The sequence below is a fragment of the Rhizobium sp. OAE497 genome, from assembly GCF_040546565.1.
Lineage (GTDB): Bacteria > Pseudomonadota > Alphaproteobacteria > Rhizobiales > Rhizobiaceae > Rhizobium.
In genome coordinates, this window is the sequence record NZ_JBEPOA010000001.1 from 1,732,027 (window position 1) to 1,755,265 (window position 23,239).

General features: G+C 61.7%; 24 protein-coding genes. 21 read left to right on the forward strand and 3 right to left on the reverse strand.

Going from position 1 to position 23,239, the window contains the following annotated elements; translation table 11 throughout:
* Nucleotides 1-197 precede the first annotated feature (197 nt).
* The 16 genes from ABIE40_RS08985 (at nucleotide 198) to ABIE40_RS09060 (ending at nucleotide 13,543) form a co-directional block, all read left to right on the forward strand.
* Entirely contained in the window at nucleotides 198-1,076 is an 879-nt protein-coding gene (locus ABIE40_RS08985) for a VOC family protein (protein WP_199629330.1), read from the forward strand.
* The gene (gene kdsA / locus ABIE40_RS08990) at nucleotides 1,073-1,918 is read left to right on the forward strand and encodes a 3-deoxy-8-phosphooctulonate synthase (protein ID WP_199629329.1); all 846 of its coding nucleotides are present in this window, start codon (nucleotides 1,073-1,075) and stop codon (nucleotides 1,916-1,918) included. Before ABIE40_RS08985 ends, kdsA begins: the two co-directional genes overlap by 4 nt.
* A gap of 164 nt (nucleotides 1,919-2,082) precedes the next feature.
* Nucleotides 2,083-3,357 (forward strand): phosphopyruvate hydratase, encoded by a 1,275-nt coding sequence (gene eno / locus ABIE40_RS08995; protein WP_130278384.1) that lies wholly within the window; start codon nucleotides 2,083-2,085, stop codon nucleotides 3,355-3,357.
* A 144-nt stretch (nucleotides 3,358-3,501) separates the two neighbouring features.
* Nucleotides 3,502-3,822 carry an FtsB family cell division protein gene (locus ABIE40_RS09000; RefSeq protein ID WP_199629328.1) on the forward strand — a complete coding sequence of 107 codons (321 nt, stop codon included), beginning with the start codon at nucleotides 3,502-3,504 and terminating at the stop codon, nucleotides 3,820-3,822.
* A 146-nt stretch (nucleotides 3,823-3,968) separates the two neighbouring features.
* Entirely contained in the window at nucleotides 3,969-5,015 is a 1,047-nt protein-coding gene (gene pdhA, locus ABIE40_RS09005) for a pyruvate dehydrogenase (acetyl-transferring) E1 component subunit alpha (protein WP_112711759.1), read from the forward strand.
* Between the two features lie 15 nt (nucleotides 5,016-5,030).
* Complete coding sequence (locus tag ABIE40_RS09010) at nucleotides 5,031-6,419, forward strand: pyruvate dehydrogenase complex E1 component subunit beta (protein ID WP_199629327.1); 1,389 nt, start codon at nucleotides 5,031-5,033, stop codon at nucleotides 6,417-6,419.
* Nucleotides 6,420-6,429: 10 nt separating this feature from the next.
* Nucleotides 6,430-6,738 carry a hypothetical protein gene (locus ABIE40_RS09015; RefSeq protein ID WP_199629326.1) on the forward strand — a complete coding sequence of 103 codons (309 nt, stop codon included), beginning with the start codon at nucleotides 6,430-6,432 and terminating at the stop codon, nucleotides 6,736-6,738.
* Entirely contained in the window at nucleotides 6,728-8,071 is a 1,344-nt protein-coding gene (locus ABIE40_RS09020; RefSeq protein ID WP_199629325.1) for a pyruvate dehydrogenase complex dihydrolipoamide acetyltransferase, read from the forward strand. The genes ABIE40_RS09015 and ABIE40_RS09020 overlap by 11 nt, the downstream gene beginning before the upstream one ends.
* A 19-nt stretch (nucleotides 8,072-8,090) precedes the next feature.
* Nucleotides 8,091-8,732 (forward strand): SGNH/GDSL hydrolase family protein, encoded by a 642-nt coding sequence (locus tag ABIE40_RS09025; RefSeq protein WP_199629324.1) that lies wholly within the window; start codon nucleotides 8,091-8,093, stop codon nucleotides 8,730-8,732.
* 2 nt (nucleotides 8,733-8,734) lie between these two features.
* Nucleotides 8,735-9,319: a GNAT family N-acetyltransferase gene (locus tag ABIE40_RS09030; RefSeq protein ID WP_112711767.1), complete on the forward strand. Its 585-nt coding sequence runs from the start codon at nucleotides 8,735-8,737 to the stop codon at nucleotides 9,317-9,319.
* Nucleotides 9,320-9,332: 13 nt separating this feature from the next.
* On the forward strand, nucleotides 9,333-10,781 hold the full coding sequence (lpdA, locus tag ABIE40_RS09035; RefSeq protein ID WP_112711769.1) for a dihydrolipoyl dehydrogenase: 1,449 nt from the start codon (nucleotides 9,333-9,335) through the stop codon (nucleotides 10,779-10,781).
* Nucleotides 10,782-10,857: 76 nt separating this feature from the next.
* A complete protein-coding gene (locus ABIE40_RS09040) occupies nucleotides 10,858-11,112 on the forward strand; it encodes a GlsB/YeaQ/YmgE family stress response membrane protein (protein WP_199629323.1) in 255 nt (84 codons plus the stop codon).
* A 13-nt stretch (nucleotides 11,113-11,125) separates the two neighbouring features.
* Nucleotides 11,126-11,374 carry a GlsB/YeaQ/YmgE family stress response membrane protein gene (locus ABIE40_RS09045; RefSeq protein WP_112711773.1) on the forward strand — a complete coding sequence of 83 codons (249 nt, stop codon included), beginning with the start codon at nucleotides 11,126-11,128 and terminating at the stop codon, nucleotides 11,372-11,374.
* Nucleotides 11,375-11,465: 91 nt separating this feature from the next.
* Complete coding sequence (gene lipA / locus ABIE40_RS09050; protein WP_130278378.1) at nucleotides 11,466-12,437, forward strand: lipoyl synthase; 972 nt, start codon at nucleotides 11,466-11,468, stop codon at nucleotides 12,435-12,437.
* Nucleotides 12,438-12,514: 77 nt separating this feature from the next.
* Nucleotides 12,515-13,087, forward strand: a complete 573-nt coding sequence (locus ABIE40_RS09055; RefSeq protein ID WP_199629322.1) for a P-loop NTPase family protein — start codon at nucleotides 12,515-12,517, stop codon at nucleotides 13,085-13,087.
* Nucleotides 13,088-13,096: 9 nt separating this feature from the next.
* On the forward strand, nucleotides 13,097-13,543 hold the full coding sequence (locus tag ABIE40_RS09060) for a type II toxin-antitoxin system RatA family toxin (RefSeq protein ID WP_112711777.1): 447 nt from the start codon (nucleotides 13,097-13,099) through the stop codon (nucleotides 13,541-13,543).
* 3 nt (nucleotides 13,544-13,546) lie between these two features.
* On the opposite strand, the gene ABIE40_RS09065 is transcribed toward ABIE40_RS09060, so the two are convergent.
* From ABIE40_RS09065 to ABIE40_RS09075, 3 genes are all read right to left on the reverse strand, one after another.
* Nucleotides 13,547-13,852 (reverse strand): hypothetical protein, encoded by a 306-nt coding sequence (locus ABIE40_RS09065; protein ID WP_112711779.1) that lies wholly within the window; start codon nucleotides 13,850-13,852, stop codon nucleotides 13,547-13,549.
* Nucleotides 13,853-13,926: 74 nt separating this feature from the next.
* The gene (locus ABIE40_RS09070; protein WP_502944781.1) at nucleotides 13,927-14,415 is read right to left on the reverse strand and encodes a CinA family protein; all 489 of its coding nucleotides are present in this window, start codon (nucleotides 14,413-14,415) and stop codon (nucleotides 13,927-13,929) included.
* 2 nt (nucleotides 14,416-14,417) lie between these two features.
* Nucleotides 14,418-15,638: a bifunctional 2-C-methyl-D-erythritol 4-phosphate cytidylyltransferase/2-C-methyl-D-erythritol 2,4-cyclodiphosphate synthase gene (locus tag ABIE40_RS09075; protein ID WP_199629320.1), complete on the reverse strand. Its 1,221-nt coding sequence runs from the start codon at nucleotides 15,636-15,638 to the stop codon at nucleotides 14,418-14,420.
* A gap of 144 nt (nucleotides 15,639-15,782) precedes the next feature.
* Here ABIE40_RS09075 and dusB point away from each other — a divergent pair, with 144 nt between their 5' ends.
* The 5 genes from dusB to ntrX all read left to right on the forward strand — a co-directional run bounded on the left by dusB (nucleotide 15,783) and on the right by ntrX (nucleotide 23,217).
* Nucleotides 15,783-16,805 carry a tRNA dihydrouridine synthase DusB gene (gene dusB / locus ABIE40_RS09080; RefSeq protein ID WP_199629319.1) on the forward strand — a complete coding sequence of 341 codons (1,023 nt, stop codon included), beginning with the start codon at nucleotides 15,783-15,785 and terminating at the stop codon, nucleotides 16,803-16,805.
* Nucleotides 16,802-17,947, forward strand: a complete 1,146-nt coding sequence (locus tag ABIE40_RS09085; RefSeq protein ID WP_112711787.1) for a two-component system sensor histidine kinase NtrB — start codon at nucleotides 16,802-16,804, stop codon at nucleotides 17,945-17,947. The genes dusB and ABIE40_RS09085 overlap by 4 nt, the downstream gene beginning before the upstream one ends.
* Nucleotides 17,944-19,395 (forward strand): nitrogen regulation protein NR(I), encoded by a 1,452-nt coding sequence (gene ntrC / locus ABIE40_RS09090; RefSeq protein ID WP_112711789.1) that lies wholly within the window; start codon nucleotides 17,944-17,946, stop codon nucleotides 19,393-19,395. Before ABIE40_RS09085 ends, ntrC begins: the two co-directional genes overlap by 4 nt.
* 197 nt (nucleotides 19,396-19,592) lie before the next feature.
* The gene (locus ABIE40_RS09095; RefSeq protein ID WP_112711791.1) at nucleotides 19,593-21,863 is read left to right on the forward strand and encodes a sensor histidine kinase NtrY-like; all 2,271 of its coding nucleotides are present in this window, start codon (nucleotides 19,593-19,595) and stop codon (nucleotides 21,861-21,863) included.
* Entirely contained in the window at nucleotides 21,853-23,217 is a 1,365-nt protein-coding gene (gene ntrX, locus ABIE40_RS09100) for a nitrogen assimilation response regulator NtrX (RefSeq protein WP_112711793.1), read from the forward strand. Before ABIE40_RS09095 ends, ntrX begins: the two co-directional genes overlap by 11 nt.
* Nucleotides 23,218-23,239 lie beyond the last annotated feature (22 nt).

Below are 23,239 nucleotides of genomic sequence, written 5' to 3' on the forward strand. Positions count from 1 at the left end.
TTTCCCCAGATTCGTGAAACAAAGCCAGAACGGACACTATATGTTCCATATGTGTTCCGCAAGTGCCTAAATATTGGTAAAACTTCCCATCATTTTTCGTCATTTTTGAAAGTTTCTTTGCCGGATTGGTTATCCGCGCTTGCGCTTTGCCCGGCGCGGCGTGCAAATCTCTGCCGGCTTCACCGGAGGGAACCGCCATGACGCATCCGCTCGATCATCTGGTACTGCCCGTCACCCATATCGATGTCGCCCGCGAGCGACTCGGCCGTCTCGGTTTCACCGTCGCCGCCAATGGCCGTCATCCGTTCGGAACGGAGAATGCCTGCGTCTTCCTCGCCGACAAGACCTATCTCGAGCCGCTCGGCATCGCGAGCCAGGCGGAGTGCGATGCGGCCGCCGCCAAGGGCAACAGCTTTATCGCCCGCGACCAGGCCTTCCGCTTCCGCTGCGGCGATGATGGCTTCTCGGCGGTCGTCTTCGGCACCGACGATGCCGATGCGGACAAGGCCGCCTATGATGGCGCGCAGCTGAGCGGCGGTGACATGGTGGAGTTCTCGCGCCCGATCGTCATGCCCGATGGAACGCAGGCGACCGGCGCCTTCAAGCTCGCCTTTGCCGCCGATCTGAGGGCGCCCGATGTGTTCTTTTTCGCCTGCCAGCGGATCAACGCCTTTCCGGCCGATCGCAAGGCGCTGGAGACTCATGCCAACGGCGTTCTCGGCATTGTCGAGATTGCCCTCAGCGCGGAGGAACCCGACGCCTTCGCGTCGCTGTTGCAGACGGCAAGTGGCGGCGTTGCGCCCGGTGAGGCCGCCTTCGGCCTTTCCTTCGCCCTCAGTAATGTCCGGATCGCCATCTATTCCGAAGAAGGGATGGAGGCCTATTTCGATGTCGAGCCGCTTGGCACCGATAACGGCCTGCGGGCGCGGGCAATCGTCTTTGCGGTCGCTGATCTGGCCGTGACAGCGGCGCATTTGGCTGCTAACGGGATCACCTACTTGAATATGAACAATCGTCTATTGGTGAAGCCGGCGCCGGGACAAGGCGCGATCTTCGCCTTCGAGGAGACCCAATGAGCAACACCAATGCAGAAGTCGCCGTCGGCGAAGGCGCTGGCCGCGTTACCTTTTCCAATGCCGGCAAGCTGTCGATCATCGCTGGCCCCTGTCAGATGGAAAGCCGCGAACATGCCTTCATGATCGCCGGTGTTCTGAGCGAACTCTGCAAGAAGCTCGGCATCGGCCTCGTCTACAAGTCTTCCTTCGACAAGGCCAACCGCACTTCGCTTTCGGCGCAGCGCGGCATCGGCCTCGACAAGTCGCTCGAAGTCTTCTCTGATCTGAAGAAGGAATTTGGCTTCCCGGTTCTGACCGATATCCATACCGAGGAGCAGTGTGCAGAGGTCGCAACCGTCGTCGACATCCTGCAGATCCCGGCTTTCCTCTCGCGCCAGACCGACCTTCTCGTTGCTGCGGCCAAGACCGGCCGCGCCGTCAACGTCAAGAAGGGCCAGTTCTTGGCTCCGTGGGATATGAAGAACGTTCTTGCCAAGCTGAATGAGACGGGCAACCCGAACATCCTGCTCTGCGAGCGCGGTGCTTCCTTTGGTTACAACACGCTGGTCTCCGACATGCGCTCGCTGCCGATCATGGCGGCCATGGGCGCGCCTGTGATCTTCGACGCCACGCATTCGGTGCAGCAGCCGGGCGGGCAGGGCGGATCGAGCGGCGGTCAGCGCGAATTCGTCGAGACGCTGGCGCGTGCAGCCGTCGCCGTCGGCGTCGCCGGCGTCTTCGTCGAGACGCATGAAGATCCTGACAATGCGCCGTCGGATGGCCCGAACATGATCTATCTGAAGGATATGCCGCGGCTGCTCGAGAAGCTTCTGGCCTTCGATGCGATCGCAAAGTCGGCCTGACGTTCAAAAGGCTGACATGATCTTGTAATAGGCCACGCAGGTGGCCTGAAATGAAGGCATGTTAGGCGGCTCAAAAACGGCTGTGAAAACGCCATTGCAATCTGCGTGCCTTCGATTAAGACGATTTCAAACGATTTATCCACCCACCGAGCAGGAAGAAACCCATGACTGCAATTACCGATATCATCGCCCGCGAGATCCTCGATAGCCGTGGCAACCCCACCGTCGAAGTCGACGTCTATCTCGAAGATGGCAGCATGGGCCGTGCGGCTGTTCCGTCGGGCGCTTCGACCGGCGCGCATGAAGCCGTTGAAGTTCGCGATGGCGGCAAGCGCTATCTCGGCAAGGGTGTCGAAAAGGCTGTCGAAGCCGCCAACACGGAAATCTTCGACGCCATCGGCGGCATCGATGCCGAAAACCAGATCCAGATCGACAACATCATGATCGAGCTGGATGGCACGCCGAACAAGTCGCGTCTCGGCGCCAACGCCATCCTCGGCGTTTCGCTCGCTGTCGCCAAGGCTGCCGCTCAGGCCGCCGGCCTGCCGCTTTACCGCTACGTCGGTGGCGCTTCCGCTCACCTCCTGCCGGTTCCGATGATGAACATCATCAACGGCGGGGCGCATGCCGACAACCCGATCGACTTCCAGGAATTCATGATCCTGCCGGTTGGCGCCGACTCGATCCGCGAAGCCGTCCGCATGGGCTCGGAAGTCTTCCACGTCCTCAAGAAGGAACTGTCGGCTCAGGGCCACAACACCAACGTTGGCGACGAAGGCGGTTTCGCACCGGGCCTGAAGAGCGCCCCTGAAGCCCTCGACTTCATCATGAAGTCGATCGAAAAGGCTGGCTACAAGCCGGGCGAAGACATCCATCTCGGCCTCGACTGCGCCGCGACCGAATTCTTCAAGGACGGCAAGTACGTTCTCGAAGGCGAGGGACGCACGCTGGAATCGGGCGCCATGGCCGAATACCTCGCACAGCTCGCTGCCCAGTACCCGATCATCTCGATCGAAGACGGCATGGCTGAAGACGATTGGGACGGCTGGAAGGCCCTGACCGATCTCGCCGGCAAGAAGGTTCAGCTGGTCGGCGACGACCTGTTCGTCACCAACTCGGCACGCCTGCGCGACGGCATCAAGATGGGCGTTGCCAACTCGATCCTCGTCAAGGTCAACCAGATCGGCTCGCTGACCGAGACGCTGGACGCCGTAAACACCGCACACAAGGCAGCCTACACCGCCGTCATGTCGCACCGTTCGGGCGAAACCGAAGACTCCACGATCGCCGATCTCGCAGTTGCCACCAACTGCGGTCAGATCAAGACCGGCTCGCTGTCGCGCTCGGATCGTCTGGCAAAGTACAACCAGCTGATCCGCATCGAAGAGGGCCTTGGCCCGCAGGCCCGCTATGCCGGCCGTTCGATCATCCGCGGCTGATAGCCCTTAAAGCTCAATGCCTTGAAACCCGCGCTCCACCGGCGCGGGTTTTTTCTTGCCCGCAAGAATTCATAGTCAACGGACGGTTAATCTCTGAGCGCTACTCTCTTCGCATAGGTAATGCGTTTTAGAGCATGTGTGCGTATGTGGACAAAGCATCATAAGAAAAAGAAGATCGGCCGGTTCGTGGTCCCGGCCATGACGGTCGCCTTTCTCTCCTATTTCGGCTATCATTGCATCCATGGCGATTACGGCCTGCGTACCACCGAAGTCTTCGAGCAGCGGCGCATTGCCCGCGAAAAGGAACTGGCGACGTTGAAGGCCAAGCGCGAGCATATCGAGCAGCAGGTCGCGCTTCTGAGCGACGGCTCTCTCGATAAGGATATGCTGGACGAAAAAGCCCGTTACCAGCTGAATATGTCACGCGCCGACGAGGTCGTCATATTCAATTCATATTCAAATTAACCGAATACTGGTTAATCGATAATTCGATAGAATTATCAGTGGCTTAATCCTGAATACGTGCCATGCATTTATGGCATTGCTGTGGCCATCTTTCTTCCCTATGGTACGCGCCACTCGAAGAACGACAAACCCATAGGGAGGGTTGTATGGCGCCTCGCAAGAACGCGACCGTTTCCAGCCGCAAAACCAGCACGAAATCCGCAGCCAAGGCCTCCAATGGTGGTCCGGTTGCCGATTTTACGCGCGATGAGGAGCTCAAGGCCTATCGCGAGATGCTTCTGATCCGCCGCTTCGAAGAGAAGGCCGGTCAGCTTTACGGCATGGGCTTCATCGGTGGTTTCTGTCATCTTTATATCGGCCAGGAAGCTGTCGTTGTCGGCATGCAGATGGCGCAGAAGGAAGGCGACCAGGTCATCACGGCTTACCGCGACCACGGTCACATGCTGGCAACCGGCATGAGCGCCCGCGGCGTCATGGCGGAACTGACCGGACGCAAGGGCGGCTATTCCCACGGGAAGGGCGGCTCCATGCACATGTTCTCCAAGGAAAAGCACTTCTACGGCGGCCACGGCATCGTCGGCGCCCAGGTGTCGCTCGGCACCGGCCTGGCTTTCGCCAACCGCTACCGCGGCAACGACTCGGTCAGCGTCGCCTATTTCGGTGATGGCGCTGCCAACCAGGGCCAGGTCTACGAAAGCTTCAACATGGCGGCGCTCTGGAAGCTGCCGATCATCTACATCGTCGAAAACAACCGTTACGCCATGGGCACCTCGACCGCCCGCGCGACGGCGCAGTCGAACTACTCGCTGCGCGGTTCGGGCTTCGGCATTCCGGGCGTCCAGGTGGACGGCATGGATGTGCGCGCCGTCAAGGCTGCCGCAGACGAAGCGCTCGAGCATTGCCGCTCCGGCAAGGGCCCGATCATCCTGGAAATGCTGACCTATCGCTATCGCGGCCACTCGATGTCCGACCCGGCGAAGTATCGCACCAAGGAAGAAGTGCAGAAGATGCGTTCCGAGCAGGATCCGATCGAGCAGGTCAAGGCTCGCCTCGTCGAAAAGGGCTGGGCTTCCGAAGACGATCTGAAGACGATCGACAAGGATGTCCGCGACATCGTCGCCGACAGCGCCGATTTTGCCCAGAACGATCCGGAGCCGGATGCATCCGAGCTCTACACCGACATTCTGCTCTAATCGGGGAGGGAACCAATGCCTATCGATATCCTCATGCCCGCCCTCTCTCCGACGATGGAAGAAGGCACGCTGTCCAAGTGGCTCAAGAATGAAGGCGACAAGGTCACCTCGGGTGACGTGATTGCCGAAATCGAAACCGACAAGGCGACGATGGAAGTCGAAGCCGTCGATGAAGGCGTGATCGGCAAGCTGCTGGTCCCGGCCGGCACCGAGAACGTCAAGGTCAACGCCAAGATTGCGATCCTGCTGCAGGACGGCGAATCGGCTGCCGATATTTCGTCGGCTGCCCCTGCTGCTGAGCCGGCTCCGGCCGCTGCTGCTCCGGCGCCGGCCGCAACCGAACAGAAGTCGGCTGCCGCTCCGGTCCCGGCCGAGCCCAAGGCATCCGTGCCGAACGATCCGGAAATCCCGGCCGGCACTGAAATGGTCTCCATGACCGTTCGCGAAGCACTGCGTGACGCGATGGCCGAAGAAATGCGCGCTGACGACAGCGTCTTCGTCATGGGCGAAGAAGTTGCCGAATATCAGGGCGCCTACAAGGTCACCCAGGGTCTCCTGCAGGAATTCGGCGCACGCCGCGTCATCGACACCCCGATCACCGAACACGGCTTTGCCGGCGTCGGCGTCGGCGCTGCCATGGCCGGCCTGAAGCCGATCGTCGAGTTCATGACCTTCAACTTCGCCATGCAGGCGATCGACCAGATCATCAACTCCGCTGCCAAGACGCTTTACATGTCGGGCGGCCAGATGGGCGCTCCGATCGTCTTCCGCGGCCCGAACGGCGCTGCAGCCCGCGTTGGCGCTCAGCACAGCCAGGATTACGCATCCTGGTACAGCCAGATCCCCGGCCTCAAGGTCGTCATGCCCTACACGGCAGCTGACGCCAAGGGTCTGCTCAAGGCTGCGATCCGCGATCCGAACCCGGTCGTCTTCCTCGAAAACGAAATTCTCTACGGTCAGCACTTCGACGTGCCGAAGCTCGACAATTTCGTTCTGCCGATCGGCAAGGCGCGCATCCACCGCCAGGGCAAGGACGTCACCATCGTCTCCTTCGGCATCGGCATGACCTATGCGGTCAAGGCTGTTGCCGAGCTCGAGAAGATCGGCATCGACGCCGAACTGATCGACCTGCGCACGCTGCGTCCGATGGATCTCCCGACGGTCATCGAATCCGTCAAGAAGACCGGCCGCCTCGTCACCGTCGAGGAAGGCTACCCGCAGAACTCGGTCGGCACCGAAATAGCCACCCGCGTCATGCAGCAGGCCTTCGATTACCTCGATGCACCGGTTCTGACGATCGCCGGCAAGGACGTTCCGATGCCCTACGCCGCAAACCTCGAAAAGCTGGCGCTGCCGAATGTCGACGAAGTCGTCCAGGCAGTGAAAACCGTCTGCTACAAGTAAGGGATTGCGCGTGGCTAACGTCGAGTCGCTGATGCCGATTACTTGGTCGGTATATTGGAAGCATCTTCTTTCGACGGCATTGGTTGTTGTCGTTTGGACGTTTGTTTCGGGCTTCTTCATCGCCTTGCTCGGAGGGCTTTTTCAGCTGTCCGAGCAAGCGTTGGGGGTGATCCGTATGGCGGTACAGCTTGTCGTGGTTCTAGGCGCTTCCTTTTTTACGCTAAACTATTTCCTCTTCGCGAGTATCGGTAGAACTATTCGTGGGAAGAGACTTGAACTGGTAAGTGAGATGCCGGGAGAGAGAGACAATGCCCATTAATATTACGATGCCTGCCCTGTCTCCGACCATGGAAGAGGGCAACCTGGCCAAGTGGCTCGTCAAGGAAGGCGACACGGTCAAGTCGGGTGACGTCATCGCCGAGATCGAGACCGACAAGGCGACGATGGAAGTCGAAGCCGTCGATGAAGGCACTGTTGCCAAGATCGTCGTTCCCGCTGGTACCGAAGGCGTCAAGGTTAACGCGCTGATCGCGGTTCTGGCCGCCGAAGGCGAAGACGTGAAGGCTGCCGCAAGCGGTGCAGGCTCTGCACCGAAGGCCGAAGCTGCACCGGCACCGAAGGCGGAAGCCGCACCCGCTGCTGCCCAGCCGGCTGCGGCCGCCGCTGCTCCGGCTCCGGCCGCAGCACCTGCTGCAGCTGCATCGTCCGGCAACCGCACCTTCTCGTCGCCGCTCGCTCGCCGTCTTGCCAAGGAAGCCGGTATCGACCTTTCGGCGATCTCCGGTTCCGGTCCGCACGGCCGCGTCGTCAAGAGCGACATCGAAGCTGCCGTCGCCGGCGGTGGTGCCAAGGCTCCGGCCGCAGCAGCGCCGCAGGCCGCCGCACCGGCACCTGCCGCAGCCCCGAAGGGCGCTTCCGACGAGGCCGTTCTCAAGCTGTTCGAAGCCGGTTCCTATGAACTCGTGCCGCATGACGGCATGCGCAAAGTCATTGCCAAGCGTCTGGTCGAATCCAAGCAGACCGTTCCGCACTTCTACGTCACCGTCGATTGCGAGCTCGACGCGCTTCTGGCGCTCCGTGCCCAGCTCAACGATGCCGCACCGAAGTCCAAGGACGGCGTTCCGGCCTACAAGCTGTCGGTCAACGACATGGTCATCAAGGCGATGGCGCTCGCTCTCCGCGACGTGCCGGATGCAAACGTTTCCTGGACCGAGAATGCGATGGTCAAGCACAAGAACGCCGATGTCGGCGTTGCTGTCTCCATCCCGGGTGGCCTGATCACCCCGATCGTCCGCAAGGCGGAGCTGAAGACGCTCTCGGCCATCTCCAACGAGATGAAGGATCTCGGCAAGCGCGCCAAGGACCGCAAGCTGAAGCCCGAGGAATACCAGGGCGGTACCACGTCGGTGTCGAACATGGGCATGATGGGTGTCAAGCAGTTTGCCGCCGTCATCAACCCGCCGCATGCAACGATCCTCGCGGTCGGCGCAGGCGAGCAGCGTGTCATCGTCAAGAAGGGCGAGATGGCGATCGCCACCGTGATGAGCGTCACGCTCTCGACCGACCACCGTTGCGTCGATGGCGCGCTCGGAGCCGAGGTGCTGCAGGCGTTCAAGGGCTACATCGAAAACCCGATGGGCATGCTGGTCTGATCAAAGGGCGGAGGCGGAAATGACGAAGACCGTTCTTTGCTATGGCGACTCGCTGACCTGGGGCTACAGCGCCGAGACGATCGGCCGCCACGCCTATGAAGATCGCTGGCCGAGCGCGCTACAAGCCGCTCTCGGCAGCGATGTCCGCGTCATCGCCGAAGGTCTGAACGGCCGGACCACCGCCTTCGACGACCATCTTGCCGATTGCGATCGCAACGGCGCACGCATCCTGCCGACCATTCTGCAGACGCATGCGCCGCTCGATCTCATCATCATCCTGCTCGGCACCAACGACATGAAGCCTGTCGTGGCGGGTTCGGCTTTTGCCGCCTGCCAGGGCATCGCCCGGCTGGTGCGGCTGATCCGCAATCACGCCTGGCCCTTCGAGTTCGACGGTCCGGATATCCTGATCGTGGCGCCGCCGGTCCTTTGCGAGACGGCTAACGTACCGTTCGCCGCGTCGTTTACTGGCGGCATCGAAGAGTCTGCGAAGCTCGCAACGCTCTACCGCGATCTCGCCGACGAACTCGGCTGCGGCTTCTTCGACGGCAATTCCGTCGCCAAGACCACGCCGCTCGATGGCATCCATCTCGATGCCGAAAATACCCGCGCTCTAGGGCGCGGCATGGAATCGATCGTCCGGATGATGCTGGGGCTGTGACCATGGGCGGCGCTTTCGCAGCGCTTAGAGCGGCGGAACGGAAGGATGCGGCCGAGCTAGCGATCCTCGTCGATATCGGCTCGCATGGCTTTGCCTCCTGGCTGTGGTTTTCGGAAGTTGCCAACGGCAAGACCGATACGCCGCTGGAGCATGGCCGGCTGAAGATGAGCCGGGACGGCGAATGGGGCAGCTGGCAGAACGCAGTCGTTGCCGAAGCTTACGGTGAGGTCGCAGGCGCTGCAGTCGGATACGAGTTGGGCGAGGGGATCCACGCCCTCAAGACGGACCGTCCGGCACTGGCGCCCGTCATCGCCATGCAGAAGACGGTCGCCGGTGGCTGGTTCATCGGCACGCTGGCAGTCTACCGCCATCTGCGCGGTATCGGCATTGGAATGAAGCTGCTCGGTGACCAGATCGACAGGGCAAACGGATTGCCGGTCAGCCTGATCACCGCAAGCGACAATGACGCAGCGCTCGCGCTGTACAAGAAGAATGGATTTTCGGAAGCGGCGCGCGCTGACGCCGTACCGCTTTTCGAAAGCAGCAAGAAACACGAGTGGGTGCTTTTGACCCGCCTCGCCGGATAAAAAGGCAGGAAACATGGCTGAGAATTACGACGTCATCATCATCGGTTCTGGACCTGGCGGCTATGTCGCGGCAGTGCGTGCTGGCCAGCTCGGCCTGAAGGTCGCGATCGTCGAGCGCGAACACCTGGGCGGCATCTGCCTCAACTGGGGCTGCATCCCGACCAAGGCGCTGCTGCGCTCCGCCGAAATTCTCGACCATTCGAACCACCTGAAGGATTATGGCCTCGTTCTCGAAGGTTCGGTCAAGGCCGATACCAAGGCCGTCGTCGCCCGCTCGCGCGCCGTCTCCGGCCGCCTGAATGCCGGCGTCGGCTTCCTGATGAAGAAGAACAAGGTCGATGTCATCTGGGGCGAGGCGAAAATCACCAAGCCCGGCGAGATCACCGTTTCCAAGTCCTCGAAGCCCGTCGTCGAGCCGCAGCATCCGCTGCCAAAGAACATCAAGAGCGAAGCCGGCACCTACACGGCCAAGCACATCATCATCGCCACCGGCGCCCGTCCGCGCGCTTTGCCGGGCATCGAGCCGGATGGCAAGCTGATCTGGACCTATTTCGAAGCGCTGAAGCCGGATGTCCTGCCGAAGTCGCTGATCGTCATGGGCTCGGGCGCCATCGGCATCGAATTCGCGAGCTTCTACCGCTCGATGGGCGTCGACGTCACCGTCGTCGAAGTCATGCCGACGATCATGCCGGTCGAAGACGCTGAGATCACCGCGATCGCCCGCAAGCAGCTCGAAAAGCGTGGGCTGAAGATCTTCACCAGCGCCAAGATCACCAAGGTCGAAAAGGGCGCGGACAGCGTCACCGCGACCGTCGAGACAGCCGATGGCAAGTCGCAGCAGATCACCGCTGACCGGATGATCTCTGCTGTCGGCGTCCAGGGCAACATTGAAAACCTCGGCCTCGAGGCCGTCGGCGTGAAGACCGACCGCGGCTGCGTCGTCATCGACGGCTACGGCAAGACGAATGTCCCCGGCATTTACGCCATCGGCGACGTTGCCGGCCCGCCGATGCTCGCCCACAAGGCCGAGCATGAAGGCGTCGTCTGCATCGAGAAGATCGCCGGCCTGCCGAACGTCCACCCGACCGACAAGAGCAAGGTTCCGGGCTGCACCTACTGCAACCCGCAGGTCGCATCGGTCGGTCTGACCGAAGCCAAGGCCAAGGAAGCCGGTCGCGATATCCGCGTCGGCCGCTTCTCCTTCGTCGCCAACGGCAAGGCGATCGCGCTCGGCGAAGATCAAGGCATGGTCAAGGTCATCTTCGACAAGAAGACTGGCGAACTTCTCGGCGCCCACATGGTCGGCGCCGAAGTCACCGAGCTCATCCAGGGCTTCGTCGTCGCCATGAACCTGGAAACGACGGAAGAAGAACTGATGCACACGATCTTCCCGCATCCGACCGTTTCGGAATCGATGAAGGAAGCCGTGCTCGACGCTTACGGCCGCGTGCTGAACGCTTGATAATTTCCGTTTCCGCCCTCTCTATCAGGATGGTGTGAACTGTCCTGACGGGGCGGAAAAACGAAAGGAAATCATCATGTCAATGGGTACGCAGGCACTGCTCATCTTCCTGCTGATCGGGCTCGTCGCCGGGTTTCTGGCAAGCCTCGTGGTCGGCGGCGGCGGTTTGATCCGGTGCTTGCTGAGCGGCATCGTCGGCGCCTTCGTCGGCGGCTTTCTGTTCAATGCGCTGGGCATCTCGCTTGGCATTGAAAATGCATTGGTTGTGCAGATCATTCACGCCACGGTCGGCGCCATCATCGTGGTGCTGATCGCCAGGGCGATAGCGTAGGAAAAGGGCTCACATGGAAGGCGTAGGCTGGCTGGCGGCAATCATCATCGGCGGTTTTGCGGGCTGGCTCGCGGGCAAACTGATGGATGCGCGATATGGCATTCTGCTGAATATCGTGCTCGGTATCGTCGGCTCGGTCGTCGCCACCGCCATCCTGGCGCAGTTCCATATCGAAGTGGCCGGCGGGCGGCTTGGCTACTTCGTCACCGGATTTCTCGGCGCTTGCCTGCTGATATTCTTCGCCCGGCTCGTCCGGCGTTGATGCACATGACCGGCCGATTGTAACGGACGGCTAAAAGACTTATGTGCAGACTGGTGAAGCCGCATTGGGGCGGCGGAAAGTTGACACGGTAATGGTAACCATTCTCGACACGATCAATCCCGACGTAAAGCGCGTGCGCCATCCGGAAAAGGCCCACCGGCCGGACCAGGAAGTTCTGCGCAAGCCGGAGTGGATCCGTGTAAAGGCGCCGACCTCCAAGGGCTACGCCGAAACCCGCTCGATCGTGAAGGAGCACAAGCTCGTCACCGTCTGCGAGGAAGCCGGCTGCCCGAATATCGGCGAGTGCTGGGACAAGAAGCACGCCACCTTCATGATCATGGGCGAGATCTGTACCCGCGCCTGCGCCTTCTGCAACGTCTCGACCGGCAAGCCGAATGCGCTGGACATGGCCGAGCCCGAGAACGTCGCCAAGGCCGTCAAGCAGATGGGCCTCAGCCACGTCGTCATCACCTCCGTTGACCGCGACGATCTGGAAGATGGTGGCGCCGAGCATTTCGAAAAGGTCATCTGGGCGATCCGTGAAGCGTCGCCGATGACGACGATTGAAATCCTGACCCCTGACTTCCTGAAGAAGCCCGGTGCCCTGGAGCGCGTCGTCGCTGCCAAGCCCGACGTCTTCAACCACAATATGGAAACTGTCGCCGGCAACTACCTGACCGTCCGTCCCGGCGCCCGTTATTTCCACTCCATCCGCCTATTGCAGCGCGTGAAGGAACTGGACCCGACCATGTTCACCAAATCAGGCATCATGGTTGGCCTCGGCGAAGAGCGCAACGAAGTGCTGCAGCTGATGGACGACCTGCGTACCGCCGATGTCGACTTCCTGACGATCGGCCAATATCTGCAGCCGACCCGCAAGCACCATAAGGTCGAAAGCTTCGTGACGCCGGAGGAATTCAAGTCCTACGAGACCGTCGCTTACACCAAGGGCTTCCTGATGGTCGCCTCCAGCCCGCTGACCCGCTCCTCGCATCACGCCGGCGACGACTTCGCCCGTTTGAAAGCGGCGCGCGAAAAGAAGCTGCTGATCGCCGCAGAATAAAATCCCTGCTTGCATTTTCGAGAAGCCGCGGCGATTTTCGCCGCGGCTTTTTGTTTGCCGAAATGCGGAGCGATGCGATGCCGGCCTATATCGACGACCTCGACCAAGCCGTCAGCCTGATCCGCGGGGCAGGGCGCATCATGGTCGTCGGCTGCTCCGGCGGCGGCAAGAGCACGCTGTCGCGAAAACTCTCCGGTCTCCTCAGCCTCCGGCATGTCTCGATGGACAGGGAGTTCTTCTGGCTGCCCGGCTGGGTCAAGCGGGCGAAGGCCGAGGAGCGGGCGCTGATCACCGAGGTTGTCAACGGGGAAGGCTGGCTGATGGACGGCACCGGCCCCTCGACCTTCGATATCCGCGTGCCGCGCACGCAGTTCATCATCTGGGTTCGCATGCCGCGCTGGATCTGCCTGTGGGGCATCTGCAAGCGGGCGTTCTTCCACCTCGGCAAGACACGGCCGGACATGGCGCCCGGTTGCCGGGAGCAGCTGCCGGACCGCGAATTCCTCACCTATATCTGGACTTTCGAGCAGCGGTTCGCGCCGCTCGTAATTGCCGGTATCGACCGTTACGGCCCTGATATCCCGGTTTTGCAGCTGAAAAGCCGGCGAGACGTCAGCCGCCTTCTTGATCTTCTCGGCGCGCCCGCTTAACTGCGCTTCATGCCGCAATTCGAAACGCATCGTCCCGTTCCCCATACAGCCGAGCAGATGTTCGACCTCGTTGCCGATGTCGAGCGCTATCCGGAATTCCTGCCGCTGTGCGAGGCGCTGACGATCCGTAGCCGCAAGGAACGCGACGGCAAGATCCTGCTCGTCGCCGACATGACGGTTGGCTACAAGGCGATCCGCGAGACATTCACGACGCAGGTGCTGCTCAACAAGGCAGAGCGCGTCATTGACGTGAAATATATCGACGGCCCGTTCAAGTATCTCGACAATCGCTGGAGCTTCACCGAAGCCACGCCGGGCTCGATGGTCAATTTCTTCATCGACTACGAGTTCAAGAGCCGCATTCTCGGCGCGCTCATGGGCACGATGTTCGACAGGGCCTTCCGCATGTTCACGGAAGCCTTCGAAAAGCGCGCATCGGCGATCTACGGCGGCTGACGCCTACCTGTCCAGGAAGTGGTCGAAGACCTGGTTTGCCGGATAGGCGTAGTAGCCCCGATCCACAAAACTGCGCCGGTAGAGGCAGTTCCGCAGAGCCACGTTGTAGATCATGCTGTGCGTATCCGGCGAGCCGCGATGAGACATCGCTTCCGGCTGGCAATAGGACAGCGCTCGATCGTAGCGGGCGAGCAGCACCGGGTCGGAATCGACACGAATGCCTGAATAGGTCTGATAGTTGGACGGTGCTTCCGCGGCAGAAATGCAGCCGAGGCTCAATGCAACGCCGATGGCAGCCAAATATCTCATGGGAACATCCTTCAAAACCGGCGGCGGCCGGCAACGCGGCAGAAACGGTGGCAGAAGACTTTTGTTCCCGGATGCTACTTCAGCGCCAGCAGCATTTCCAGCGCCGTCTTGACGGTCGCAAGCCGCACCTTGTCGCGGCCGATATCGCCATAGAGCATCTTGTGATGCATGAGCGCACCCTGCCGCGACTTTGCTGCGAGATGCACGAGGCCGACAGGCTTTTCCGCCGAGCCGCCGCCGGGCCCGGCAATGCCTGTCACCGCCACCGCAAAAGCAGCGCGTGAGCGGAAGAGGGCGCCATGCACCATCTGCCGCGCGGTTTCCTCGGATACGGCGCCGAAGCGGGCAAGCGTCTGCTCCTGGACGCCGAGCATCTCCATCTTTGCCGTGTTCGTATAGGTGACGAAGCCGCGGTCGACGACGGCGGAGGATCCCGAGATTTCCGTCAAGGCGCCGGCGATCAGTCCGCCCGTGCAGCTCTCCGCCGTCGAGACCATCAACTCCTCTGCCGAGAAATCCCGGATGATCTTTTCAGCAAGCGCCAGGATCTCGGCCGTGAACATCGTCAATCCCTCGCGCCGCGGAAAACGACGGTCGCGGTGGCGATGGCAGCAATGCCCTCGCGGCGGCCGACGAAGCCGATCGTCTCGTTGGTCGTCGCCTTCACCGAGCAGCGGCCGATCGAAATGCCGAGGAACTCGGCAATATTGGCGCGCATCTCGTCGCGATGCGGCCCGACCTTGGGTGCTTCTGCGATCAGCGAGACGTCGGCATTCATGATCGTCCCGCCGCAGTCGCGCACGATCTTGGCGGCATGCTCGAGGAAGATGCGGGATGCCGCGCCCTTCCATTGCGGATCGGATGGCGGAAAATGGTCGCCGATATCGCCGGCGCCGCAGGTAGCGAGCAGCGCATCGGTCAGCGCGTGCAGCGCCACGTCGGCATCCGAATGTCCCTTCAGCTTCTGATCGTGTGGAATGAACAGGCCGCAGAGCGTCACGCCGTCGCCGGGCTCAAGCTGGTGCACGTCGTAGCCGTTGCCGGTGCGCACGTCGGGCAGGGCCGATGACGACAGGCGGTTGTCGGCAAGGGCGATATCGCGCTTCACGGTCAGCTTCATATTGTCGGCAGCTCCTTCAACGATGGTCACGGGAATGCCCGCCCATTCGGCAATCGAGGCGTCGTCGGTGAAATCACTCCGGCCGGATTGATGCGCATCTTCATGCGCGGCCAGAATGGTGTCGAAAGCGAAGGATTGCGGCGTCTGCGCCGCAAAGAGATGTTCGCGCGACACGGTCTCCAGCACGGTTCCCGTCTTGTCGGCGCGTTTCAGCGTGTCGGCGACCGGCGTGGCAGGAAGGACTGCGGGCGCTCCGGCAATCAGCGCATCGGCGACGCGGTCGAGCAGCACATGGTCGAAGAACGGCCGCACGGCATCGTGAATGAGAACGTGGCTGATGCCCTTGTCCTTGAGATGACGCAGGCCGGCCAGCACCGATTGCTGGCGCGTCGCGCCGCCATGCACCGCCTCGATCGGCGTCGCCGAAAGGATATGGCGCAGCGCCTTGTCGAACAGCGCCTCGTCGTCGGGGTGGATGACCACGACGATATGGGCGGCGTGCTCCCATGTCATGAAGTTTTCAAGCGTATGGGCAATAACCGGCTTGCCGCCGACCATGCGATACTGCTTCGGCCCTTCGACGGAGGCACCAGCACGCTCGCCGCGCCCCGCGGCGACGACGACAATCCCGGCCGATAGTGGTTGCTTCGAATGCATTTGCGGCATAAATCCCTAAAATATGCAGAAAGCGACGTAAGTGCTCTATAGCCTTGGTCATCGGCTTTCCAGCATCTGCCCAAAAAATATCAATTCCAACCAAAGCCTCTTGGCAAGCCATTCGTCTATGGCTAAAAATAGTGCAGCAATATTGTGTGCCTGAAAGATAATCAATTGCATCCAGTGAACCTAGCAGCGCCATTGCAGATCGGAAACGTCTCCGTGCGCAACCGCGTCGCGCTGGCGCCAATGTCCGGCGTCACGGATATGCCGTTCCGGCAGCTGGCCTGGCGTTATGGCGCTGGCCTCGTCGTCACTGAGATGGTGGCGAGCCGCGAGCTGGTCAATAACACCGCCGAATCCTGGTCGCGCCTGAAGGCTGCCGGCTTCAAGCCGCATATGGTGCAGCTTGCCGGGCGCGAAGCCTATTGGATGGGCGAGGCGGCCAAGGTCGCCGCCGATGCCGGAGCCGATATCATCGACATCAACATGGGCTGCCCGGCCAAGAAGGTGATCGGCGGCTATTCCGGCTCGGCGCTGATGCGCGATCCCGATCACGCCTTGACGCTGATCGAGGCGACCGTGAAGGCTGTCGATATCCCTGTTACGCTGAAGATGCGCCTCGGCTGGGACGAGAATTCGCTGAACGCGCCTCATATCGCCAAGCGTGCCGAGGAGGCCGGCATCCAGCTGATCACCATCCACGGCCGCACCCGCATGCAGTTCTACGAGGGCAAGGCGGATTGGGACGCAATCCGCGCCGTCCGCGATGTCGTCTCGGTGCCGCTGATCGCCAACGGCGATGTCAACACGCCCGAAGATGCCCAAGAAATTCTCCGCCGCTCGGGCGCCGATGCGGTGATGATCGGCCGCGGCTGCCAGGGCCGTCCGTGGCATGCCGGTGTGCTGGCCGGTGCTGCCGGGCCGGAAAGCGCGGAGATCGCCGATATTGCCGTCGAGCACTACCGGATGATGCTGGAGTTCTACGGCGAGCATGTCGCCATCCGCCATTCCCGCAAGCATCTCGGCTGGTATCTCGAACAATACGCCCCCGGCCTTTCCGGGGAAGACAGGGCGGCGATCATGACTTCGAACCAGCCGCTGGAGGTGGAGCGGCGGCTTCACGATGCGCTCTCTGCAGGTGCAGAGGCAGTTCAGAGCCGGGAGGCGGCATGACGGACAAGACGCAGGCCGATCAGACGAGTGGCGTAGCGATGGCGGTGCTGAACGCCATCCAGAACCCCGTCATCATGGTGGACGAGCAGGGCCTCGTCGCCTTCGCCAATTGGGAGGCCGAGGCCTTCTTCGGCGCCAGTGCCTCGCATCTGGCGCGCTACAGGATCTCGACCTTCATTCCTTTCGGCAGCCCGCTGCTGGCGCTGATCGATCAGGTCCGAGAGCGTCGCGCTCCCGTCAACGAGTATCGCGTCGATCTGAGCTCGCCGCGGCTTGGTCAGGACAAACTGGTCGATCTCTATGTCGCCCCTGTCATCAGTGCCCCGGGCTCCGTCGTCGTCGTCTTCCAGGAGCGCTCGATGGCCGACAAGATCGACCGTCAGCTGACCCATCGCGCTGCGGCGCGCTCCGTCACCGGGCTGGCCTCGATGCTGGCGCATGAAATCAAGAACCCGCTCTCCGGCATCCGTGGCGCGGCACAGCTTCTCGAACAGTCGGCCGTCGATGAGGACCGGGCGCTAACCCGGCTCATCTGCGACGAGACCGACCGTATCGTCTCGCTTGTCGACCGTATGGAAGTCTTCTCCGACGAGCGCCCCGTCGATCGCGTTCCGGTCAACATCCATTCGGTCCTCGATCATGTGAAGGCGGTGGCCAAGGCAGGATTTGCCCGCCAGATCCGCATCACCGAGAATTACGACCCGTCGCTGCCGGCCGTTTACGCCAATCGCGACCAGCTGGTGCAGGTCTTCCTCAATCTGGTGAAGAACGCCGCCGAAGCTGTGGGCGAACGGCAGGATGGCGAAATCCTGCTGACCACCGCCTACCGCCCGGGTATCCGCCTTTCTGTTGCCGGTACGCGCGAGAAGATCTCGCTGCCGCTGGAGTTCTGCGTGCAGGACAATGGTCCGGGCGTTCCCTCCGACCTGCTGCCGCACCTCTTCGATCCCTTCATCACCACCAAGACCAATGGCAGCGGCCTTGGCCTTGCGCTGGTCGCCAAGATCATCGGCGACCATGGCGGCATCATCGAATGCGACAGCCAGAACAACAAGACCACCTTCCGTGTCCTGATGCCGGCATCCAAGGATGCCTCATCTGACGACGCGGCAATTGCAAACCCCACAGGAACTTCTCGATGACAGCAACGATTCTCGTCGCAGATGACGATGCGGCAATTCGTACGGTGCTCAATCAGGCGCTCAGCCGCGCAGGCTACGATGTCCGCATCACCTCGAACGCCGCCACGCTCTGGCGCTGGGTTTCGGCGGGCGAGGGCGATCTTGTGGTGACCGACGTCATCATGCCCGACGAGAACGCCTTCGATCTGCTGCCGCGCATCAAGAAGGCGCGGCCGGATCTGCCGGTGCTGGTCATGAGCGCGCAGAACACCTTCATGACGGCGATCAAGGCCTCCGAGAAGGGCGCCTACGATTACCTGCCGAAACCCTTCGATCTGACGGAGCTGATCGGCATCATCGGCCGGGCGCTGGCCGAGCCGAAAAAGAAGCCCGCCAAGCTCGACGAGGATATGCAGGACGGTATGCCGCTGGTCGGCCGCTCCGCCGCGATGCAGGAAATCTACCGCGTTCTGGCGCGCCTGATGCAGACCGACCTGACGCTGATGATCACCGGCGAGTCCGGTACCGGCAAGGAACTCGTCGCCCGTGCGCTCCACGACTACGGCAAGCGCCGCAACGGTCCCTTCGTCGCCATCAACATGGCCGCCATCCCGCGCGATCTGATCGAATCCGAGCTCTTCGGCCACGAGAAGGGCGCCTTCACCGGCGCGCAGAACCGCTCGACCGGCCGTTTCGAACAGGCCGAGGGCGGCACGCTCTTCCTCGACGAAATCGGCGACATGCCGATGGATGCGCAGACGCGCCTTCTCCGCGTGCTGCAGCAAGGCGAGTACACCACCGTTGGCGGCCGCACGCCGATCCGCACCGACGTGCGCATCGTCGCCGCCACCAACAAGGACCTGAAGCAGGCGATCAATCAGGGTCTTTTCCGCGAAGACCTCTACTATCGCCTCAACGTCGTGCCGTTGCGCCTGCCGCCGCTGCGCGACCGCGCTGAGGATATCCCCGATCTCGTCCGCCACTTCATCCAGCAGGCGGAAAAGGAAGGTCTCGGCACCAAGCGATTCGACCAGGAAGCGCTGGAGCTGATGAAGGCCTATGCTTGGCCGGGTAATGTTCGCGAGCTCGAGAACCTGATCCGCCGCCTGATGGCACTTTATCCACAGGATGTGATCACCCGCGAAATCATCGAGAGCGAGCTGCGCTCCGACGTGCCGGATAGCCCGATCGACAAGGGGCCGATCCGCTCGGGTTCGATGACGATCGCCCAGGCCGTCGAAGAGAATATGCGCACCTATTTCGCCAGCTTCGGCGAGAATCTGCCGCCGCCCGGCCTCTATGACCGTGTTCTCACGGAATTGGAGTATCCGCTGATCCTGGCAGCGCTAACAGCGACCCGCGGCAACCAGATCAAGGCGGCCGATCTTCTCGGTCTGAACCGCAATACGCTGCGCAAGAAGATCCGTGAGCTCGGCGTTTCGGTCTACCGGAGCTCCCGCACAGCTTGACAATGTGGCGGGATGCGTTGCATTTTCGCCACAATGCGTTGCTTAAAGGTCACGCATGGGGTTTGGACAATCGTAACCATAACAGATGGTCTGTGCCGCTGATCTCTTCATTCAGGGATTGAGCGAACGCTTTCGATTTCCGGTCCGTTGGTTGCAGATGTGGCGTGGCGGCGATTTGCTGCCAGGAGAATGACCTGATGAAGCAGGATGCGGCATCGCCTGCGGCGGGTGAAGAGGGAGTTGCGATCGTTACCGATCGCCGCGCGCTTTTCGCATTGCCGGGCCTCATGCTGGCGGGCGGTGCGCTGCTCTGCGCCACTGCAACGCTCTTCGTGCTGCTCGGCTTCACGCCGATCGAGCCGACCTCGCGCGTCGTCATCACCTCCGTCGTCGTCAATTCCTTCTTCGTCCTTGGTCTGATGGCGCTGATCGGCCGTGAGGTTGCGCGGCTGATGAAGGCACGGACTCGCGGAAGGGCCGCAGCGCGGCTTCACATCCGCATCGTCGTGCTTTTCTCGCTGGTGGCGATCACCCCGGCGATCCTTGTCGCCCTCTTTGCCAGTATCACGCTGAACGCTGGTCTCGACCGGTGGTTCTCGCTGCGCACTCAGTCGATCGTCAGCTCGTCGCGCAATGTCGGCCAGGCCTACATGATGGAGAATGCCAGCTATCTCCAGGGCCAGACGGTCTCGATGGCGAACGACCTGGAGCGCAACCGCACGCTCTACAATCTCGACCGTACCGGCTTTGCCGACCTGATGACCCGCCAGGCGCGCGGACGCGGCCTGCTCGGCGCCTTCCTGGTCGAAAGTAACGGCGCGGTGATCACGCAGGCAGACATCAAGACCGAGAAGCCGCTGCCGGCCATTCCGCAGGATGCGCTGACCAAGGCCGCCGCCGGCCAGCCGACGCTGATTCCGCCGGGTGTGACCAACTTGGTCGGCGCCATCATCAAACTCGAATCCATTCCTGATGCCTTCCTCTACACGGTCCGTGCCGTCGATCCGAAGGTCATGGGCGCGATGCGCCTGATGCAGGAAAATGCCAGCGAATATCAGTCGATGGAGGCGGGGCGCGTCTCGCTGCAGATCGCCTTTGCGGTTCTCTATATCGGTTTCGCGTTGATCGTTCTGCTCGCCGCCATCTGGACCGCGATTGCTGTCGCCGACCGTATCGTCCGCCCGATCCGCCTACTGATCACCGCTGCCGATAGCGTCGCATCCGGCAACATGGATATCGTCGTCCCGGTTCACGCCGTCGATGGCGACGTCGCCAACCTGTCGCGCACCTTCAATAAGATGATCTCGGAAATCCGCACCCAGCGTGACGAAATCCTCGAGGCGAAGGACGAAGTGGACGACCGCCGCCGTTTCATCGAGGCCGTGCTGTCGGGCGTTACCGCTGCCGTGATCGGCGTCGAGAGCGACCGCCGCATCACCATCGTCAACAGCTCGGCCGAAACGCTTATGGCGCTCGAAGCGCCTGATATGCTCGGCAAGCAGCTTTCCGATATCGCTCCCGAGGTCGACCAGGTCCTCACAGAGGCCGCACAGCGCTACCGCGGCGATTTCCGCAAGCAGATCGCTCTGGTGCGCGGCGGCACGGTCCGTACGCTAAGCGTCCAGGTTACGCGTGAAGAGGTGAGGGAGAGTGGCGAATCCTACGTCATCACCCTCGACGACATCACCGATCTCGTCATCGCCCAGCGTTCGACCGCCTGGGGCGACGTTGCCCGCCGCATCGCCCACGAGATCAAGAACCCGCTGACGCCGATCCAGCTGTCGGCCGAGCGCATCCAGCGCCGCTACGGCAAGCAGATCAATCAGGACGACAAGACCGTCTTCGACCAGTGCACGGACACGATCATCCGTCAGGTCGGCGATATCGGCCGCATGGTGGACGAATTCTCGGCGTTCGCCCGCATGCCGAAGCCGACCAAGGAACCGAGCGATCTGCGCGACATCCTGCGCGATGCGATGTTCCTGCGCGAGATGGGCAACACCCATGTCAGCTTCCTGCAGGAGCTCGGCGAACGGCCGCTCGAAGGCATGTTCGACAGCCGCATGCTCGGTCAGGCATTCGGCAACCTGATCAAGAACGCCGTCGAGGCGATCGAGGCCGTACCGAGCGAAGAGCGCGACGAGCGCAAGGTGCTGGTGCGGGCAGCGATGGACGAGGGCCGTGACCGCTTCACCGTCGATGTCATCGATAACGGCCGCGGTCTGCCGGTGGAAAACCGGCACAGCATTCTAGAGCCTTACATGACGATGCGGGAGAAGGGCACAGGCCTGGGCCTCGCCATCGTCAAGAAGATCATTGAAGAGCATGGCGGGCAGCTTGAGCTGCATGATGCGCCCGCAGAATTTGACCAGGGAAGAGGAGCCATGATCCGCGTGCATCTGCCGCGTCTCGAGCCGGCATCTTCCGCCCCTGCTGAAAGCGACAAGGAAAGCGTTTATGGCCTCTGATATTCTCGTCGTCGACGATGAACATGACATTCGCGAGATCGTGTCCGGGATCCTGTCCGACGAGGGCCACGAAACGCGGACCGCTCACGATAGCGATAGTGCGCTGGCGGCGATCTCCGATCGCGCCCCGCGGCTGATCTTCCTCGATATCTGGATGCAGGGTAGCAAGCTCGACGGCCTCTCGTTGCTCGACGAGATCAAGACGCGCCATCCCGATATTCCGGTGGTGATGATCTCGGGTCATGGCAATATCGAAACGGCCGTATCCGCCATCAAGCGCGGCGCTTTCGATTTCATCGAAAAGCCCTTCAAGGCCGACCGCCTGATCCTGATCGCCGAGCGCGCGCTGGAAAACTCCAAGCTGAAGCGCGAAGTCTCCGAGCTCAAGAAGCGGGCAGGCGATGCCGTCGAGCTGATCGGCACCTCGGTTGCTGTATCACAGCTGCGCCAGACGATCGAGAAGGTCTCGCCGACCAACAGCCGCATCATGATCTTCGGTGCATCCGGTTCCGGCAAGGAACTGGTGGCGCGCATGATCCACAAGAAGTCGACGCGCGCCAACGGCCCGTTCGTGGCGCTCAACGCCGCCAACATCACCCCCGACCGGATGGAAATCGCGCTCTTCGGCACTGAGGGTTCGCCCGGCCAGGCCCGCAAGATCGGCGCTCTGGAAGAGGCCCATCGCGGCATTCTCTATCTCGACGAAGTCGGCGAGATGCCGCGCGAGACGCAGAACAAGATCCTGCGCGTGCTCGTCGATCAGCAGTTCGAGCGCGTCGGCGGTTCCAAGCGTGTCAAGGTCGATGTCCGCATCATCTCCTCAACCGCCTACAATCTCGAAAGCCGCATTGCCGAAGGCTGGTTCCGCGAAGACCTTTATCATCGTCTGGCCGTTGTGCCGGTCCGGGTTCCGGCGCTGGCCGAGCGCCGCGAGGACATTCCGTTCCTCGTTGACCAGCTGATGCGCCAGATTTCCGAACAGGCCGGCATTCGCCAGCGCCGCATCGGTGATGACGCGATGGCCGTTCTGCAGGCCCATGACTGGCCGGGCAATATCCGCCAGCTGCGCAACAATATCGAGCGGCTGATGATCCTTGCCCGTTCCGACGGCCCGGACGCGCCGATCACCGCCGACATGTTGCCGACCGATCTCGGCGACATGCTGCCGAAGGTCTCGGCCAAGAACGACTATCACATTATGACGCTGCCGCTGCGTGAAGCGCGCGAGATGTTCGAGAAGGACTATCTCATCGCCCAGATCAACCGCTTCGGCGGCAATATCTCGCGCACAGCCGAATTCGTGGGGATGGAGCGCTCCGCGCTTCACCGCAAGCTGAAGTCGCTCGGAGTCTAAGCTTCTGCCGGCGCAGGCCATG

Bases quoted from the DNA above. Each gene is read 5' to 3' on its own strand.
- ABIE40_RS08985 (WP_199629330.1), top strand. From the start codon at position 198: ATGACGCATCCGCTCGATCATCTGGTACTGCCCGTCACCCATATCGAT.
- kdsA (WP_199629329.1), top strand. From the start codon at position 1,073: ATGAGCAACACCAATGCAGAAGTCGCCGTCGGCGAAGGCGCTGGCCGC.
- eno (WP_130278384.1), top strand. From the start codon at position 2,083: ATGACTGCAATTACCGATATCATCGCCCGCGAGATCCTCGATAGCCGT.
- ABIE40_RS09000 (WP_199629328.1), top strand. From the start codon at position 3,502: ATGTGGACAAAGCATCATAAGAAAAAGAAGATCGGCCGGTTCGTGGTC.
- pdhA (WP_112711759.1), top strand. From the start codon at position 3,969: ATGGCGCCTCGCAAGAACGCGACCGTTTCCAGCCGCAAAACCAGCACG.
- ABIE40_RS09010 (WP_199629327.1), top strand. From the start codon at position 5,031: ATGCCTATCGATATCCTCATGCCCGCCCTCTCTCCGACGATGGAAGAA.
- ABIE40_RS09020 (WP_199629325.1), top strand. From the start codon at position 6,728: ATGCCCATTAATATTACGATGCCTGCCCTGTCTCCGACCATGGAAGAG.
- ABIE40_RS09025 (WP_199629324.1), top strand. From the start codon at position 8,091: ATGACGAAGACCGTTCTTTGCTATGGCGACTCGCTGACCTGGGGCTAC.
- ABIE40_RS09030 (WP_112711767.1), top strand. From the start codon at position 8,735: ATGGGCGGCGCTTTCGCAGCGCTTAGAGCGGCGGAACGGAAGGATGCG.
- lpdA (WP_112711769.1), top strand. From the start codon at position 9,333: ATGGCTGAGAATTACGACGTCATCATCATCGGTTCTGGACCTGGCGGC.
- ABIE40_RS09040 (WP_199629323.1), top strand. From the start codon at position 10,858: ATGTCAATGGGTACGCAGGCACTGCTCATCTTCCTGCTGATCGGGCTC.
- ABIE40_RS09045 (WP_112711773.1), top strand. From the start codon at position 11,126: ATGGAAGGCGTAGGCTGGCTGGCGGCAATCATCATCGGCGGTTTTGCG.
- lipA (WP_130278378.1), top strand. From the start codon at position 11,466: ATGGTAACCATTCTCGACACGATCAATCCCGACGTAAAGCGCGTGCGC.
- ABIE40_RS09055 (WP_199629322.1), top strand. From the start codon at position 12,515: ATGCCGGCCTATATCGACGACCTCGACCAAGCCGTCAGCCTGATCCGC.
- ABIE40_RS09060 (WP_112711777.1), top strand. From the start codon at position 13,097: ATGCCGCAATTCGAAACGCATCGTCCCGTTCCCCATACAGCCGAGCAG.
- ABIE40_RS09065 (WP_112711779.1), bottom strand. From the start codon at position 13,852: ATGAGATATTTGGCTGCCATCGGCGTTGCATTGAGCCTCGGCTGCATT.
- ABIE40_RS09070 (WP_502944781.1), bottom strand. From the start codon at position 14,415: ATGTTCACGGCCGAGATCCTGGCGCTTGCTGAAAAGATCATCCGGGAT.
- ABIE40_RS09075 (WP_199629320.1), bottom strand. From the start codon at position 15,638: ATGCCGCAAATGCATTCGAAGCAACCACTATCGGCCGGGATTGTCGTC.
- ABIE40_RS09085 (WP_112711787.1), top strand. From the start codon at position 16,802: ATGACGGACAAGACGCAGGCCGATCAGACGAGTGGCGTAGCGATGGCG.
- ntrC (WP_112711789.1), top strand. From the start codon at position 17,944: ATGACAGCAACGATTCTCGTCGCAGATGACGATGCGGCAATTCGTACG.
- ABIE40_RS09095 (WP_112711791.1), top strand. From the start codon at position 19,593: ATGAAGCAGGATGCGGCATCGCCTGCGGCGGGTGAAGAGGGAGTTGCG.
- ntrX (WP_112711793.1), top strand. From the start codon at position 21,853: ATGGCCTCTGATATTCTCGTCGTCGACGATGAACATGACATTCGCGAG.